13 protein-coding genes and 1 pseudogene are annotated in these 15,710 nt (G+C 61.3%); 10 read left to right on the top strand and 4 right to left on the bottom strand.

Going from position 1 to position 15,710, the window contains the following annotated elements; genetic code table 11:
- Window positions 1–156: 156 nt before the first annotated feature.
- The 6 genes from BSP75_RS04120 to BSP75_RS04090 all read left to right on the top strand — a co-directional run bounded on the left by BSP75_RS04120 (window position 157) and on the right by BSP75_RS04090 (window position 8,788).
- Window positions 157–594 (top strand): helix-turn-helix domain-containing protein, encoded by a 438-nt coding sequence (locus tag BSP75_RS04120; RefSeq protein ID WP_232100221.1) that lies wholly within the window; start codon window positions 157–159, stop codon window positions 592–594.
- Between the two features lie 327 nt (window positions 595–921).
- Window positions 922–2,616, top strand: coding sequence for a potassium-transporting ATPase subunit KdpA (gene kdpA, locus BSP75_RS04110; protein WP_075112313.1), 1,695 nt, complete (start codon window positions 922–924; stop codon window positions 2,614–2,616).
- 67 nt (window positions 2,617–2,683) lie between these two features.
- Window positions 2,684–4,741, top strand: a complete 2,058-nt coding sequence (gene kdpB, locus BSP75_RS04105; RefSeq protein WP_075112312.1) for a potassium-transporting ATPase subunit KdpB — start codon at window positions 2,684–2,686, stop codon at window positions 4,739–4,741.
- 62 nt (window positions 4,742–4,803) lie between these two features.
- A complete protein-coding gene (locus BSP75_RS04100) occupies window positions 4,804–5,331 on the top strand; it encodes a potassium-transporting ATPase subunit C (protein WP_075112311.1) in 528 nt (175 codons plus the stop codon).
- Between the two features lie 126 nt (window positions 5,332–5,457).
- Window positions 5,458–8,046: a sensor histidine kinase KdpD gene (locus BSP75_RS04095; RefSeq protein ID WP_075112310.1), complete on the top strand. Its 2,589-nt coding sequence runs from the start codon at window positions 5,458–5,460 to the stop codon at window positions 8,044–8,046.
- Window positions 8,047–8,104: 58 nt separating this feature from the next.
- Window positions 8,105–8,788: a response regulator gene (locus BSP75_RS04090; RefSeq protein WP_075112309.1), complete on the top strand. Its 684-nt coding sequence runs from the start codon at window positions 8,105–8,107 to the stop codon at window positions 8,786–8,788.
- A gap of 4 nt (window positions 8,789–8,792) precedes the next feature.
- On the opposite strand, the pseudogene BSP75_RS04085 reads toward BSP75_RS04090, so the two are convergent.
- Window positions 8,793–9,907: pseudogene (locus BSP75_RS04085) on the bottom strand (MFS transporter).
- Between the two features lie 92 nt (window positions 9,908–9,999).
- Here BSP75_RS04085 and BSP75_RS04080 point away from each other — a divergent pair.
- Complete coding sequence (locus BSP75_RS04080; protein ID WP_075112308.1) at window positions 10,000–10,824, top strand: helix-turn-helix transcriptional regulator; 825 nt, start codon at window positions 10,000–10,002, stop codon at window positions 10,822–10,824.
- On the opposite strand, the gene BSP75_RS04075 is transcribed toward BSP75_RS04080, so the two are convergent.
- Complete coding sequence (locus BSP75_RS04075) at window positions 10,754–10,987, bottom strand: hypothetical protein (protein WP_075112307.1); 234 nt, start codon at window positions 10,985–10,987, stop codon at window positions 10,754–10,756. The two genes, BSP75_RS04080 and BSP75_RS04075, sit on opposite strands and share 71 nt — an antisense overlap.
- 293 nt (window positions 10,988–11,280) lie before the next feature.
- On the opposite strand from BSP75_RS04075, the gene BSP75_RS04070 reads away from it, so the two are divergent.
- Window positions 11,281–12,531 (top strand): valine--pyruvate transaminase, encoded by a 1,251-nt coding sequence (locus BSP75_RS04070; RefSeq protein WP_075112306.1) that lies wholly within the window; start codon window positions 11,281–11,283, stop codon window positions 12,529–12,531.
- 72 nt (window positions 12,532–12,603) lie between these two features.
- Here BSP75_RS04070 and BSP75_RS04065 read toward each other — a convergent pair whose 3' ends face one another.
- Both BSP75_RS04065 and BSP75_RS04060 read right to left on the bottom strand, forming a co-directional pair.
- Complete coding sequence (locus tag BSP75_RS04065; RefSeq protein WP_075112305.1) at window positions 12,604–13,044, bottom strand: Hsp20 family protein; 441 nt, start codon at window positions 13,042–13,044, stop codon at window positions 12,604–12,606.
- Window positions 13,045–13,136: 92 nt separating this feature from the next.
- Window positions 13,137–13,550: an Hsp20 family protein gene (locus BSP75_RS04060; RefSeq protein ID WP_005339298.1), complete on the bottom strand. Its 414-nt coding sequence runs from the start codon at window positions 13,548–13,550 to the stop codon at window positions 13,137–13,139.
- Between the two features lie 279 nt (window positions 13,551–13,829).
- Between BSP75_RS04060 and BSP75_RS04055 the strand changes: the two genes are divergently transcribed.
- The gene (locus BSP75_RS04055) at window positions 13,830–14,600 is read left to right on the top strand and encodes an MBL fold metallo-hydrolase (RefSeq protein ID WP_075112304.1); all 771 of its coding nucleotides are present in this window, start codon (window positions 13,830–13,832) and stop codon (window positions 14,598–14,600) included.
- Window positions 14,601–14,695: 95 nt separating this feature from the next.
- A complete protein-coding gene (locus tag BSP75_RS04050) occupies window positions 14,696–15,655 on the top strand; it encodes a helix-turn-helix domain-containing protein (protein WP_075112303.1) in 960 nt (319 codons plus the stop codon).
- Window positions 15,656–15,710: the final 55 nt, after the last annotated feature.

Below are 15,710 nucleotides of genomic sequence, written 5' to 3'. Positions count from 1 at the left end.
GCAGATCTCCCGGTTATCGAGGCGATCCCCATCTTCTTTGTAACCATGTCCGAGATCTCCGTGTTGGGTGGATTGTTTGTGGTTGCAGTGTTACTATCAAATTGATATCAACTTACTATCAATTCACAACCAAGTCACTATCAAAACAGTATGAACATGAAAAAAAGTTACGATACCCCATGCCCAATCGCGCGCAGCATGGCGATTGCTGGTGATGCATGGAGCATATTGATCTTGCGCGATGCCCATGCCGGTCTCACTCGCTTTGACCAATTCAGGAAAAGTCTGGGGATAGCACCCACGATGTTGACCCGCCGACTGGCGACGTTGACCGAAGAGGGTTTGCTGGAAAAAAGGCTTTATTCTGAACATCCACCCCGTGAGGAGTATCTGCTGACCGCCGCCGGTCGCGATTTTCTACCGATACTCTTCATGATTGGTGAGTGGGGTCGCCAATATCGGGGCGACGACAACATGATCCGTTTCTTCGATATGGAGGCCGGCACAGAAATCAAGGCCATCGTGGTCGATGGAGTGACCGGGGCAAAGATTGGGACCCGCCCGCTGCGCGTGGTGATGCCTGATGAAAACTGACAGGTGATTTGGCAATCGCATCGTCTTTCACCCAAACCCGGCTCAGGCCGGGTTTTTTGATCCCTCCTCGCCCTTTCTCTCGCAAAACCGCCGTTCTTTACGCCGATTTTACGCCTGCCCCATGGCGCTTTATGGCGCCTTTACGCCTGTTTTACATACCCTTTCAGTGTCAATGACACCAACAGAGTCGATAGGGTTTTACATCGACTCTCGCAGCTAATTATCTCAATGGAGTCGATATGAATTGGCTATATCTGCTGCTCGTCCTCGCCTTGATGGTCTACCTGCTGCGTGCACTCACGCGCAGTCACGAGTGAGGGACCTGATATGTGGCAAGAAGTGATCTATCCGGTGGCCTTCGTGCTGCTGGTTCTGCTGCCGGCACCGCTGCTGGGCAACTACATCTACCGGGTATTTGAAGGCAAAACCCGCTGGCTGGCACCGGTCGAGCGCGCCACGCTGGCCTGTTGCGGCACCGATGGACGGGAGCAGGACTGGAAGTCCTACGCCCTCAGCCTGCTGGCCTTCAACGGCGCCGGTTTCGGCCTGCTGTTCCTGATCCTGATGGCGCAGGGGTTGCTGCCCCTCAACCCGCAACAACTGCCGGGTCTGAGCTGGCAACTCGCCTTCAACACCGCGGTCAGCTTTATGACCAACACCAACTGGCAAGCCTATTCCGGTGAGGCCAGCCTCTCCTACTTCAGCCAGATGGTGGGCCTGACCACCCAGAACTTCGTCTCCGCAGGGACGGGCGCCGCTGTAGCCATTGCCCTGTTCCGCGGTATCGCCCGCCAGCAGACCATCAATCTTGGCAACTTCTGGCAGGATCTGGTGCGTTTCTGCCTCTACGTGCTGCTGCCAATCGCGCTGATTATGGCGCTGGTACTGGTGTGGCAAGGGGTGCCGCAAAGCCTCTCCGCCTACCTGCCGTTCCATGGTATCGAAGGTCAGGCGCAGCTGCTGCCGCTCGGTCCAGCGGCCTCGCAGATCGCCATCAAGCAGCTTGGCTCCAACGGCGGCGGCTTCTTCGGCATCAACTCGGCACATCCGTTCGAGAACCCGACAGCCCTCTCCAACTGGCTGGAGATGGTGACTCTGCTCACCATCGCCGCCGCCATGGTCTTTACTCTGGGCCGCTACGTGAAAGACATGGCCCACAGCCGTGCCATTCTCGGTGCCATGACCCTCATGCTGGTGCTGGGGCTCTTCGTCTCCATCACTCAGGAGCTGAAACTGGATCCAGCCCTCGCCCACCTCACCACTGACGCCAGCAATATGGCTGGCAACTGGGAAGGCAAGGAGAGCCGCTTCGGCCCTGTGCTCTCCAGCATCTGGGAAGTGGCAACCACCGCCGCCTCCAACGGCTCGGTCAACGCCATGCACGACAGCTTTGCCCCCCTCGCCGGAATGGTGGGCATGATCAACATGCTGCTGGGTGAAGTGGTGTTCGGCGGCGTGGGTGCCGGTATCTACGGCATGATGCTGTTCGTGCTGCTGACCGTGTTCCTGTGCGGCCTGATGGTGGGGCGCACCCCGACCTATCTGGGCAAACGCCTCGGTATCACCGAGATGAAGTGGGTGGTCGCCAGCATGCTGGTGATGCCGGTGGGGGTGTTGGTGATCGGTGGTATCACCCTGCTGATGCCGGATGCCAGCACCATCATCGGCCATGATGGCCCACACGGTCTGTCACGCCTCATCTATGCCTACGCCTCGGCTGCCGGTAACAACGGCTCCGCCTTCGCTGGTTTTGCAGCCGGTGACAACTGGCAGTGCATCGCCATCGGTCTGGCCATGTTGCTCGGTCGCTTCGGCTACATCATTCCGGTACTGGCCATCGCCGGTCAGCTGGCCCGCGCACCCCGTCAGGAGACGAGCGAAGGGGACTTCCCCATCAGCGGCCCGCTGTTCGTTACCCTGCTGATCATCACTGTCCTGCTGATAGGTGGCCTCTCCTTCCTGCCGGTGCTGGCACTGGGCCCGGTGGCCGAACATCTGAGCCTGATCGGAGGGGCGTTCTGATGAACCTGACCCTGTCGATCACCATCCGGATGCCAATGGCCAACTATCTGATGCTGGGAGCTTTCCAATGAGCAAGTCCACTGCAATGAGTACCGACACCATTAAGGTGAAGGGCAAAAAACAGAAATCACAGGTCCTGCAAGCCATGGTTGAGGCCCTCTATCGCTTCAATCCCAAGGCGCTGTTTGGCAGCCCTATTCTGTTCACCCTCTGGCTGGCCGCCGTGATGGCGACCGTGGAGTCCCTGCTGGGGCAGCCCTTCTCGGGTGTGGCTCCCTCGCTGGCCTGGCAGCTGACCGCCTGGCTCTGGCTGACCCTCTGGTTTGCCAACTTCGCGGAAACTCTGGCCGAGGGGCGCGGCAAGGCCCGCGCCGACAGCCTGAAAGCGGGCATGAGCCAGCTCAAGGCCCGTCGTGTGGCTAATGCCAAAGATGGTCAGGGCGAGTGGGTGCCCGCCACCAGCCTGATGAAGGGGGATCTGGTGCTGGTACGCAGCGGCGAGATGATCCCGGCCGACGGTGAAGTGATCGCCGGTATCGCCTCGGTCAACGAGGCCGCCATCACAGGTGAATCCGCCCCCGTCATCCGCGAGTCGGGCACCGACCGCAGCGGTGTGACCGGCAACACCACCGTCGTCTCTGACGAGATCTGGGTGCGCGTCAGCAACAATCCGGGCGAGAGCACGCTGGATCGGATGATCGCACTGGTGGAAGGGGCTAAGCGCCAGAAGACCCCCAACGAGATGGCGCTCGACGCCCTGCTGGTGGGGCTGACCCTGATCTTCCTGCTGGTGGTCGCGACCCTGCCCTGGTTCCTCGACTACAACGGCACTCAGGTACCGCGCCTCTACCTGATCGCTCTCTTCATCACCCTGATCCCGACCACCATCGGCGGCCTGCTCTCCGCCATCGGCATCGCCGGAATGGACCGGCTGGTGAAGCTGAACGTCATCGCCAAGTCTGGCCGCGCCGTCGAGGCTGCCGGTGACGTGCGCACCCTGCTGCTGGACAAGACCGGCACCATCACCTTCGGCAACCGGATGGCAGACGAACTGATCCCGGCACCGGGCGTAGATCCCTCCCTGCTGGCGCAAGCCGCCATGCTGGCCTCGCTGGGTGACAATACACCTGAGGGTAAATCCATCCTGACTCTGGCCAGCAAGAGCATCGCCAAGCCGAGCCAGCTGGATGATGACAAGGTGATCCCCTTCAGCGCCGAGACCCGCCTGAGCGGACTGGATCGCAACGGTCATCAATACCGCAAGGGGGCGGTCGATGCCGTGCTGAACTACCTCAGCCTCGACCGCAAGGCGGTGCCTGAGCTGGTGCTCAAGTCAGTCGACAGCATCGCCCGTCAGGGTGGGACTCCGCTGCTGGTCTGCACTCAGGAGAAACTGCTGGGGGTGGTCTACCTCAAGGACATCATCAAGCCCGGTATCAAGGCTCGCTTCCAGATCCTGCGCCACATGGGGATCCGCACCGTGATGATCACCGGCGACAACCCGAAAACCGCTGCCGCCATCGCCGCCGAAGCCGGGGTGGATGACTTCATCGCCGAAGCGACGCCGGAGAAGAAGCTCGCCTATATCCGACAGGAGCAGGCCGATGGTCGTCTGGTTGCCATGTGCGGTGACGGTGCCAACGATGCGCCCGCGCTGGCGCAGGCTGACGTGGGGCTGGCCATGAACGAGGGTACCCAGGCCGCCAAGGAGGCGGGCAATCTGGTGGATCTCGACTCCAACCCCACCAAGCTGCTGGACGTGGTGCTGGTCGGTAAACAGCTGCTGGTGACCCGTGGCGCCCTGACCACCTTCTCCATCGCCAACGATGTGGCCAAGTATTTCGCCATCCTGCCAGCCCTGTTCATCGCCGCCTACCCGCAACTGGGGGTACTGAACCTGATGCAGCTGGGCAGCCCGCAGAGCGCCATCCTGTCGGCCATCATCTTCAACGCCCTGATCATTGTGGCGCTGGTGCCGCTGGCCCTGCGCGGTGTCGATCTGAAAGGCTCGGCCGCCAGTCTGCTGCGCCGCAATCTGCTGATCTACGGTGTCGGCGGCCTGCTGGTGCCTTTCATTGGCATCAAGCTGATCGACCTGGTCATTACCGGCCTCGGTCTGGTGTAACGACGTAACCGGGATGCGGGGCAGACCCGCATCCCCAGCCATCCTTTTGGAGCAAGAGAATCATGATAGCAATCAGAACCCTGTTGACCCTGACCCTGCTGCTGGGGGTCGCCTACCCGCTGGTGGTCACCGGGCTGGCCCAACTGCTGTTCCCCTGGCAGGCCAACGGTAGCCAGCTCACCGACAGCAAACAACAGCTCATCGGCAGCGCCCTGCTGGGGCAGAAATTCGAGCGGGCTGACTACTTCCATCCCCGCCCCTCCGCCAGCGATTTCAACACCATAGGCGGCAGCGCCAGCAATCTGGGGATGAGCTCACCGCTGCGGGCAGAGTTTGCCGCACAGGCAGCCAAGGCACAGCCTGGAACCCGCCCTCCTGCCATGCTGACCCGCTCCGCCTCCGGCCTCGATCCACACCTGCCGCTCGATGCGGTGCTGGCTCAGGTGGACCGCGTCGCCAAAGAACGTGGGCTGGATCCCGCCCAACTGACGGAGCAGGTCAAGTCGGCCACACAAGCTGGTATCCTTGGCCCGCAGGTGGTCAACATTCTCCAGCTGAATCTGCAACTGGATCATAAAAAGGGCGCCTGATGGCGCCCCTTCCGGTTTGGTGATGACCTCGATTTTCGAAACGGGCAGTTGGCTCGATAGGGATAACAATGGCTGATGTAGCAAGCGCTGATGCCCTGCTGACGAGTCTGATGCAGGAGCATGGGGATGCGTGATGAAGCAAGGGCCGACGCCCTGCTGGCGAGTCTGGAACAGGAGCACAAGGGCAAGCTGAAGGTGTTTCTCGGGGCCGCTCCCGGCGTGGGCAAGACCTACGCCATGCTGCAGGCGGTGCGGGAACAGGCTAAAGAGGAGGTCGACATCCTGATCGGCGTGGTGGAGACCCACGGCCGTCAGGAGACCCTGGCCCTGCTCGACAAGCTCGCCATCATGCCGCGCAAGATCCACATGCACCGCCAGCAACGGCTGGAGGAGATGGATCTCGACGGCCTGCTCGCCCGCAAACCGGCCATCGCCGTGGTGGACGAACTGGCCCACAGCAACGCCCCCGGCAGTCGCCACGAGAAGCGCTGGCAGGATGTGGAGGAGCTGCTCAACGCCGGGATCGACGTCTACACCACCCTCAACGTGCAGCATCTGGAGAGCCTCAACGATCTGGTGTGGCAGTTGACCGGGGTCAGGGTGAAAGAAACCCTGCCCGATCAGGTGCTGCTGGAAGCCGACAGTCTGGTGCTGATCGACCTGCCCCCCAAGGAGCTGCTCGGCCGCCTCAAGGAGGGCAAGGTCTATGTGCCCCATCAGGCCAAGGCCGCCCTGCAATCCTTCTTCTCCCTCAACAACCTGACCGCCCTGCGCGAGCTGGCGATGCAGACTGCCGCCAGCCACGTGGAGGGGGATCTGCAACTGCAGTGGCAGGCGGCGGGCAAGACCACGCTGCCGCTGCGGGGCAAACTGATGGTCTGCCTCGGCGATCAGCACGGCTCGGCACTGGTGCGCTATGGCCACCGCTTTGCCCAGCGCCGCCAGCTGCCCTGGCTGGTGGTGCATATCGACAGCAATGGCCGCCGCTCTGCCGATGTGGAGCAGGCGCTGGCGCTCGCCTCCCACCTCGGTGCCAAGGTGCTGACCCTCTCCAGCCCGGCGGTCGCCAACACTCTGCTGGAAACCGCCGAGCAGCAGCAGGTCTCCCAGTTGCTGCTCGGCAAACCCCACAAGGCGCCATGGCGCCGCTCGCTGGTGCAACACCTGCTCAAGCAGGCACAGGGGCTCGAAATCACCCTGGTCGATACCGGGAAGCACCAGCCCGGAGTGGGGATGCGCTCCGCAACGCCGAAGGATATCCACCACAGCCTGCTGGCGGTGGCCATCATGGGGATCACCTCGGCTGCCGCCTGGGGGCTCTCCTACTGGCTACCACCTGCCGCCCTGCCGCTGCTGTTCGTGCTGGGGGTGCTGGCGACCGCCCTCACCACCAGTCTGGTGCCTGCGACGCTGGCGGCGGTGCTGGGCTTTATCGCCCACAATCTGCTGTTCACCGCCCCCTACTTCTCCCTGAGCGTCGCCAACCACAGCGACCTGCTCACCCTGTTCGTGCTGCTTATCGTCGGCATGACGGCGGGACGGCTCGCCTCCCGCCAGCGGCAACAGCTGATCGGCCTGCGCGAGACCCAGCAGCTGGGCAATGCCCTGCTCTCCCTCAGCCAGGGGCTGGCCACCGCCAGCAGTCCGGAGGAAGTTTTGAGACAAGGTGCCCAGGCCATTTCGCTGGCACTCGGCCAGCCGACCGTGGTGATCGACAAGGAGTTCAACGACCGGCTCGGCAACGAGAAGCACAGACCGGGACAGACCGACAAGGCGGCCATCGACTGGTGTCTGGCCCAGAAACAGAGCGCCGGGGCCCACACCGCAACCCTCAATGCCGCTGAGGCGCAGTATCACCACCTCAGCGACGATCTGGTGATCGGCATAGCTCTGACCAATCCGCTCTCCTCCTCCGCCGAGCACCAACTGCAGGCACTGCTCACCGACATTCGCGCCGCACTGGCCCGGATCGACCTCAACGAACGGCTGGCCGACAGCCAGTTGCAGGCGGAGACCGACCGGATGCGGGCGGCCCTGCTCTCCTCGGTCTCCCACGATTTGAAAACCCCGCTGGCGACCATCATGGGGGCTGGCAGTACCCTGCTGGAATATGGTGACCGGATCCCCGCTGAAGACCGCGACGAACTGCTCCACTCGGTACAGGAAGAGGCGCGCCGCCTCCACAGCTATGTGCAGAATCTGCTGGATATGACCCGCATCGGCTCCCCCGATTTCCAGCTGAAACGGGACTGGGTCGATCTGGCGGATCTGGTGGAGAGCGCCCGCAAGCGGCTCGACTCCTCCTGGCGCCAGCACAAGCTGCTGGTCCATTTCGATCAGCATGTGCCCCAGCTCTATGTGCACGGCGCTCTGATCGAGCAGGTGCTGGTCAATATTCTCGACAACGCCTCCCGCTACTCGCCGGCAGGCACCCCCATCGAGTTCAAGGTGATGCTGGCCGAGCCCGATCTCATCATCGACATCATCGATATCGGGGTCGGTATCGCCGAGTCGGATCGGGAGAAGATCTTCAACCTCTTCTACACCCAGCCGGTGGGCGATTGCGGCAGCCGTGGCACCGGGCTTGGCCTCGCCATTTCCCGCGCTATGATAGAGGCCCACGGCGGCAAGATTTGGGCCTTCTCCGGCCCCAATGGCAACGGCACCTGCATGCGCATCTCCCTGCCGCTCGCCCTCAATTCACCGGAGGTCTGATGGCTGACCGCCAGATCGGGTCAATCAGCCCCTCCCACCATTCGCCTCTGGAGGTTCGATGGCACACATTCTGGTCATAGATGATGAAGCGGCGATCCGTCGCTTTCTGCGGATCAGCCTGATTGCCGAGGGGCATCAGGTGAGTGAGGCGGTGGGGGTCAATGAAGGGCTGGAGCAGTATCGCCACCTCAATCCCGATCTGGTGATCCTCGATCTCGGTCTGCCGGATGGCGATGGCATTCAGGTGTTGCAGGCCATTCGCGAGCACCACCCCAATCCGGTGCTGGTGTTGTCGGCCCGCGATTCGGAGCAGGAGAAGGTGCGGCTGCTGGATGCCGGCGCCAACGACTACATGAGCAAGCCGTTCGGCATCGGCGAGATGATGGCCCGTATCCGTGTGCTCTTGCGCCAGCGGGCCGGGGTCAGCAGTGGCGAGCAGCGCCACTTCCCCCAATGCGGCCTGACGCTCGATATCAGCAGCCACAAGGTGACCATGAAGGAGGAGGAGATCCCCCTCTCTCGCAAGGAGTTCGCCCTGCTGCAGGCACTGGTGTGCCACCCCGGCAAGCTGGTGATGCAGACCCAGCTGCTCAACGACATCTGGGGGCCGAGCCACAAGGAAGACACCCACTACCTGCGCATCGTCATCGCCAGCCTGCGCAAAAAGCTGGGGGATAACCCCCAGCAACCGATGCTTATCGAGACCGAATCCGGTATCGGCTACCGCTTTATCGGCAACTGATGTTTCACGTGGAACGGCGCCCGCTGCACAGCAGTGCCAGCAGACCGCAGCCACTGAGCAACAGGCCGAGATCCTGCAATCCGGCCGCCACCGCCAATCCCAGACTGAGCAGCAGGTAGTAGCCAAGCCCGAACAGAGCGCCAGCACTGCCTGCCACCTCGCGATAGGCCAACAGCGCCTGACTCAGCACATTGGGGATCGCCAGCCCGAAAGCCACCACCACGCCCATCATGGGCAACAGGAACCAGAGGCTGGCCTGACTCGCCCAGACCAGCAGCCCGGCAACCAGCGCCAGAGCGCAAGCCAGTCTGACCAGGGATGACGACTGCCAACCCTTCCCCAGCAGATGCTTGTTGAGCAGGCTGCCGAGCAGGGTCGCCAGCGCCAGCAAGATCCCCGAGTAACCAAACTCGCCAGTGCTCAACCCCAGCCCGGCAAACAGGAACGGGGCCAGACTGTAGTAGCCAAACAGCATGGTGTTGAACAGGGCGACCAGCACAGCGCTGCGCCAGAGCCCGCCATCCTTCATCATCCGGCACGCCAGCGGCCAGAGTGCGACTCGCAAGGTGGTGGCCGGACGGGTTTCCGGCAACTGCCAGCAGGCCACCAGCAGCAAGAGAGCCGCCAGCACCAGCAGACCGCTGAACACTCCGAGATAGCCAAACCCGCTCGCCAGCTGGCCGCCACTGAGCAGCCCCAGCACCGGGCTCAGGGAGAGTGCAATGCCCATCACCGAGAAGACCCGTGCCAGATCGCTGCCCTGATAGCTGTCGCGCAGCATGGTCTGGGTCACCACGGAACCCACGGCGGCGCCAAAAGCCGAGATGATCCGGGCCAACAACAGGGTCTCAAACTGATTGGCCAGCAATGCCAGCAGGGTGCCGACGCCATAGGTGAGCAGGCGGGACGCCGCCCGATCAGATCGCAGAGCCGTCCCCAGCAGACCACGCCCACCGCAAACGCCAGAAAATAGACCGACAGGGTCTGGGATGCCTGCCCCTCGCTCACCCGAAACTGGCTGGCGATGTGGGTCAGTACCGGGCTGTAGATGGTCTCCACAATCTGGGGAAACATCATCAATCCCACCACCAGCCAGAGCGGTGGCAACTTGTTGTTCATGACAAACCTCCTTCACAAGAGGTCGCCATTCTAGAGAGATGCCGATTGTCTGATTACAATAAGCAGGACTGTAAACATCAAAAATCGGACATATGGCCTTTATTCTTCCCGATCACCCTTTTGACCCCGACCAGCTGACGGGCAGCGTGATCGGCATCGCCTCCGCCCTCGGTTGGCACGACTCGGGCCTGCATCAGCATCGGCGCCATCAGCTGCTGTTCGCCCAATCCGGCTGCATGACCATGGAGCTAGCAGATAGAGTCTGCCTGCTGCCACCTACCCGCGCCGCCTGGCTACCTGCAGGTACACCTCATCGAGTGCTGATGCGTGGGGTGGTGGCCTATCGCTCTCTCTACTTCCAGCCGCACCCTGAATTGCCCGGCACGGTGGAGGTGCTGGCGGTCAATCCGCTGCTACACGAACTGATCGAACGAATGGCCCTCTGGCCGTGGAACAAACCACAACAGGAACAGCAGCGAACGGTGACACTGTTTATGGAGGAGTTGGGACTGGCACCGCGGGAGTCATGGCAGTTGCCGTTACCGACCGATCCCAGACTGGGCGATTGGCTACAGCAGTTGAAACAGGGGGATGCCCTGCCCGATCGGCTCAACCGGCTGGCCGAACGGGTGGGAGCCAGTGACAAGACCATTGGCCGCATCTTCATGCGGGAGACCGGCATGAGCTATCAGGCGTGGCGTCAGCAGTGGCGGCTGTTGCGCGCCATGGAGCTGCTGGCCGAAAGCGAGTCCATCAGCCGGATTGCCGCTGCGCTGGAGTTCTCCAGCGACAGCGCCTTCATCAGCTTCTTCAAACAACATACGGGGCAGACTCCCTTACGCTACCTCAGCTCTCGGGGTGAGTCGCCACTGCCTGACTCGCCTCCACCACCAGGGTATCCAGCGCCAGCGGTTTGAGATTGTGCAGCGCATCCTGCACCACGGCATGGGATGCCTGTTGCAACTCGCTCTGCACATCTTGCTCCAGCCGGGCACTCTCCAGCTCGGGCCGCGGGTTTTCGTTGGCCATCACGTTCAGGCTCAGGGCACTCACAATCAGGGTAGCGATCAGGCTTTTCATCTGGTTTGCTCCGGTATGGTTGAGATGACCAGATAGCTATTCCAATAGTTGTGCCAATCCTCATGCAATTCATAACATGATGATTTTGTTTAAATTAACCATCTTGCGATACCAAATTGAGTCGCAAAATGCATTCCGCTCGGTCATTTTTAAACCAACTGTTGGTGCTTTTAACCACGCTTGATTTTTGCACCATGTTCCACGTGGAACGTCCCATCTTTTTGATCGACACCCGCTTTTAAACTGAGCTATGGTGCTACATCCCCGTAACTCAAATCTGGATCTGTCACTGAATGGAATTTTCCTTGTTCGGCGAGAAGTTCACTCGCCACGCCGGTATTACCCAACTCATGGATGACCTCAATCAGGGGCTGACCAATCCGGACGCCATCATGCTGGGTGGCGGCAATCCGGCCCCCATCCCCGCCATGCTGGAACGCTTTCAGGCCGAGGCCAAGAGCCTGCTCGACAACGGCGAGCTGGTCAAAGCGATGGCCAACTACGACGGCCCACAGGGCAAAGACAGGTTCACCAAAGCGCTGGCAGCCCTGCTCAGCAAGGAGCTGGGGTGGGATATCTCGGCTCGCAATATCGCCCTGACCAACGGCAGCCAGAATGCCTTCTTCTACCTCTTCAACCTGCTGGCCGGCGAATTTGCCGATGGCCGCAAGAAGAAGGTGCTGTTCCCGCTCGCCCCCGAATACATCGGCTATGCCGACTCGGCGCTGGCCGACGACTACTTCGTGGCCTACAAGCCCACCATCGAGAAGCTGCCCGATGGCCAGTTCAAGTACCATGTGGATTTCGAGAGCCTGCAGGTGGGTGACGATATCGGGGTGATCTGTGTCTCCCGCCCGACCAATCCCACCGGTAACGTGTTGACCGACGAAGAGATCGAACACCTCGACCAGATCGCCCGCGACAAGGGAATCCCGCTGCTGATCGACAACGCCTACGGCGTCCCCTTCCCGGGCATCATCTTCAGCGAAGCCAAGCCGTTCTGGAACGCCAACACCATCCTCTGCATGAGCCTCTCCAAGCTCGGCTTGCCGGGCACCCGCTGCGGCATCGTCATCGCTGACGAGAAGATCATTCAGGCCATCACCAACCTGAGCGGCATCATCAATCTGGCGCCGGGCAGTCTGGGCCCCGCCATCACCATCCCGATGATCGAGAGCGGCGAGATCATCGCCCTCAGCGAACAGGTAGTGAAACCCTTCTATCAGCAGAAGGTGGAGCTGGCGGTGCAGCTGCTGCGCGAAGCGATCCCCGACCCGCGCTTCCATATCCACAAGCCGGAAGGGGCCCTCTTCCTCTGGCTCTGGTTTGAAGGCTTGCCGATCCACTGTCAGGAGCTTTACGAGCGACTGAAGGCGAAGAACCTGCTGATTGTGCCGGGTCACTACTTCTTCCCCGGCATCGACGACCCCGAGTGGCGCCACAGTCAGGAGTGCATCCGCCTTAACTACTCCCAGAGCGAGGAGCTGGTGCGCCGTGGCATCGCCATTCTGGCAGAGGAGATCAACCGCCTCTACGCCAGCTAATCCAGTTCGGCGATGCAAAAACAGAAAGGCCTGCAGATGCAGGCCTTTGTCGTTTATCGCGATCCGGTTTGCTTAACCGGGCAGCGCCAGCTGGTCGGGTTTACCGATGGGGATAGCGCGGGGCTTGAGCGCCTCCGGCAGTTCGCGGGCCAGGTCGATGGTCAGCAGACCATGCTCCAGCTTGGCGCCCTGCACCTCCACGTGCTGGCTCAGCTTGAAGGCGAGCTCAAAGTCACGTTCGGCAATCCCCTGATGGAGGAACTGGCGCTCACCGGCCGCAGCCCCTTTGCGCCCCTTCACCTTGAGAGTGCCGTTTTCGGTCTCCAGCTCCAGCTCTTCGCGCTCGTAACCAGCCACGGCGACCGTGATGCGATAGCCATCCTGATCGCGCTTCTCAATGTTGTACGGGGGGTAAGCGGCGGTCTTCTGATCGAACAGACCTTCCAGCTCACGGGCCATCCGCTCGAAGCCGACGGCATTGGAATAGAGATGAGAAAAATCGAGGTTACGCATAATCCTATCCTTCTAATAAGCAACAGGTTCAACTCTCCACAGGCCCGTCATCGGCACCCGGGAAATTTTAAAATTTCAGTGAATTCAGGCTATCAGCCGTTGATCTCAATCTTGCGCGGCTTCATCGCCTCGGGCACTTCACGCACCAGCTCGATGTGCAACAAGCCGTTTTTCAGATCGGCCCCTTTCACCCGCACATAGTCGGCCAGCTGGAAGCGGCGCTCGAAACCACGTTCGGCGATCCCCTGATAGAGATAGTTGCGCCCGGTGTCGGCCTGCTTGTTGCCCTTCACCGTCAGCAGATTTTCCTGGAAGCTCAGCTCCAGCTCTTCCTGGGTAAAGCCCGCCACCGCCATGCTGATGCGGTAGTCGTTGTCACCCAGTTGCTCGATGTTGTAGGGGGGATAACCGGCATTGCCATTGCTGGCCGCAGATTCGATGAGATTGGCCAGACGATCGAAACCGATGGCAGAACGATAGAGCGGAGAAAAGTCGATAGAACGCATAGTATTACCCTCTTGTGAGCGATAACGGATTGTTTGCCCTCCTTCTGGACGGGCGCCTGGTCGAAACCTCTGCCGAGCGTTCCGGCCTTGTTACCTATATAGGGGCTCACTTTTTCCTTTCAAGGGGATTTTTTCAAATTTTTTAAATGGCCGTGCCTACCTTTGGCACATCAACCTGTTGGCCCGATTATGCTGATAATCGACCCGTGGGCCACTGATGGCAACTCGCTCCGCCCCCCATAATGGGTTGCATATCCACCAGCCAATATGGAGTCTCCCATGAAGATTACCCAGGTTCGCAACGCCACCCTGCTGCTCGACTATGCTGGCACCCGCTTTCTGATCGACCCCATGCTCTCGGCCAAGGGTGCCTTCCCCGGCTTTGAGGGCACCGCCAACAGCCAGCTGCGCAATCCGCTGGTCGAGCTGCCACTGCCGATCGATGCGCTGGTCGATGTGGACGCCGTTATTGTCACCCACGACCATCCCGACCACTGGGATGACGCCGCCAGAGCCCTGATCCCCAAACATCTGCCGCTCTTGGTGCAACATCAGAAAGATGCCGATGCCATTCGTGCCAGTGGCTTTGAGGATGTGCGCCTGCTGAGCGACCAGCCCGAGTTTGCCGGCATTCGCCTGCAGCAGACCGGTGGCCAGCACGGCAGCGACCAGTTGATGGCGGTACTGGGCGAGCGCATGGGAGAAGTGTGCGGCGTGGTCTTCTCCCACCCCGATGAACAGTGCCTCTATCTGGCCGGTGATACCATCTGGCATCCCCGGGTCGAGCAAGCCCTGCAACAGCATCAACCCGAGGTCATCATCCTCAACTGTGGCGATGCACAGGTGCCCGGGCTCGGTTCCATCATCATGGGCAAGGAGGATGTCGCCGCCGTTTATCAGGCCGCACCGCAAGCCACGCTGATCGCCAGCCATATGGAGGCGGTCAACCACGCAGTGCTGTCACGCCAGGAGCTGCGCGACTATCTGGCGGTATGGGGCATGACGGATCGGGTGCGGATACCGGCGGATGGCGAGGCTCTCTCGCTGTAACTGACTGGGCCATGCCGAACAGCGCGCATGGCCCTTCGGCTTTCACTGCAGAACGCTTATGATGAGAGGTCTGCGCGCAGAGAGGAGCCAACACCATGACCACCCCGATCGTTGCCGTGGTTACCTTTGATCACTTCAGCCCTTTTCACTGCGCCGTCCCCTGCCTCATCTTCGGCGATATTCTGCCGGGCCAGCCGCTGTTCGAGCTCAAGATCTGCTGCGGCGATGGCAACCGCCACGCACACTCGGCACAAGGCTTCACCATTCAGGCCTCCTATGGGCTGGAGGTGCTGGCCGAGGCGGAGATCATCGTTATCCCCTTCTGGCACGACCCGGCAGCACGGCCACCGGCGGCGCTGCTCGATGCCCTGATCGCCGCCAGAGCCAGAGGTGCCCGGCTGGTCGGGCTCTGTCTCGGCACCTATGTGCTCGCCTATGCCGGACTGCTCAATGGTCGCAAGGCATCGACCCACTGGGAGTACGAACAGGATTTCTGCCGCCGCTTTCCCTGCGTGCAGCTCGATACCAATGCCCTCTACGTGGATGACGATGGGCTGGTCACCTCGGCAGGCACCGCCGCCGGACTGGACTGCTGCCTCTATCTGGTGCGTCAGTACCACGGCTCGGCCATCGCCAACAAGGTGGCACGGCGACTGGTGATCCCGCCCCACCGCGAAGGGGGTCAGGCCCAGTTTATCGAGCAGCCGGTGCCCACCTCCACCCGCGATGTCCGGATGAACCAGTTGCTCGATCACCTGCGTGCCCATCTGGCCGAACCCCATACCCTGGATTCTCTGGCGGCCCACACCCTGATGAGCCGACGCACCTTTACCCGCCGTTTTCATCAGGCTACCGGTCTCTCGGTGGGTGAATGGCTATTGGCGGAGCGGCTCAGGCGCAGTCAGGAGCTGCTGGAGGTAAGCGGCCATTCCATCGACCGCATCGCCGAACTGGTCGGCTTCAAGAGTGCCACTTCCCTGCGCAATCACTTCCGCGCCCGCTTTGCCATCTCCCCCAGCGAGTGGCGACGCTCTTTTCGCGGCCATAACTCCTGATGATGCCCGCAGTTGCACGACCACCGGCTAGCTGACCAACCAACCTAGCATCCAC

This window comes from Aeromonas sp. YN13HZO-058, assembly GCF_001921245.1.
In the GTDB taxonomy this organism is placed as follows: domain Bacteria; phylum Pseudomonadota; class Gammaproteobacteria; order Enterobacterales; family Aeromonadaceae; genus Aeromonas; species Aeromonas allosaccharophila.
Note: the sequence above shows the minus strand (reverse complement) of the source record. Positions and strands in the feature narration are given on the sequence as shown.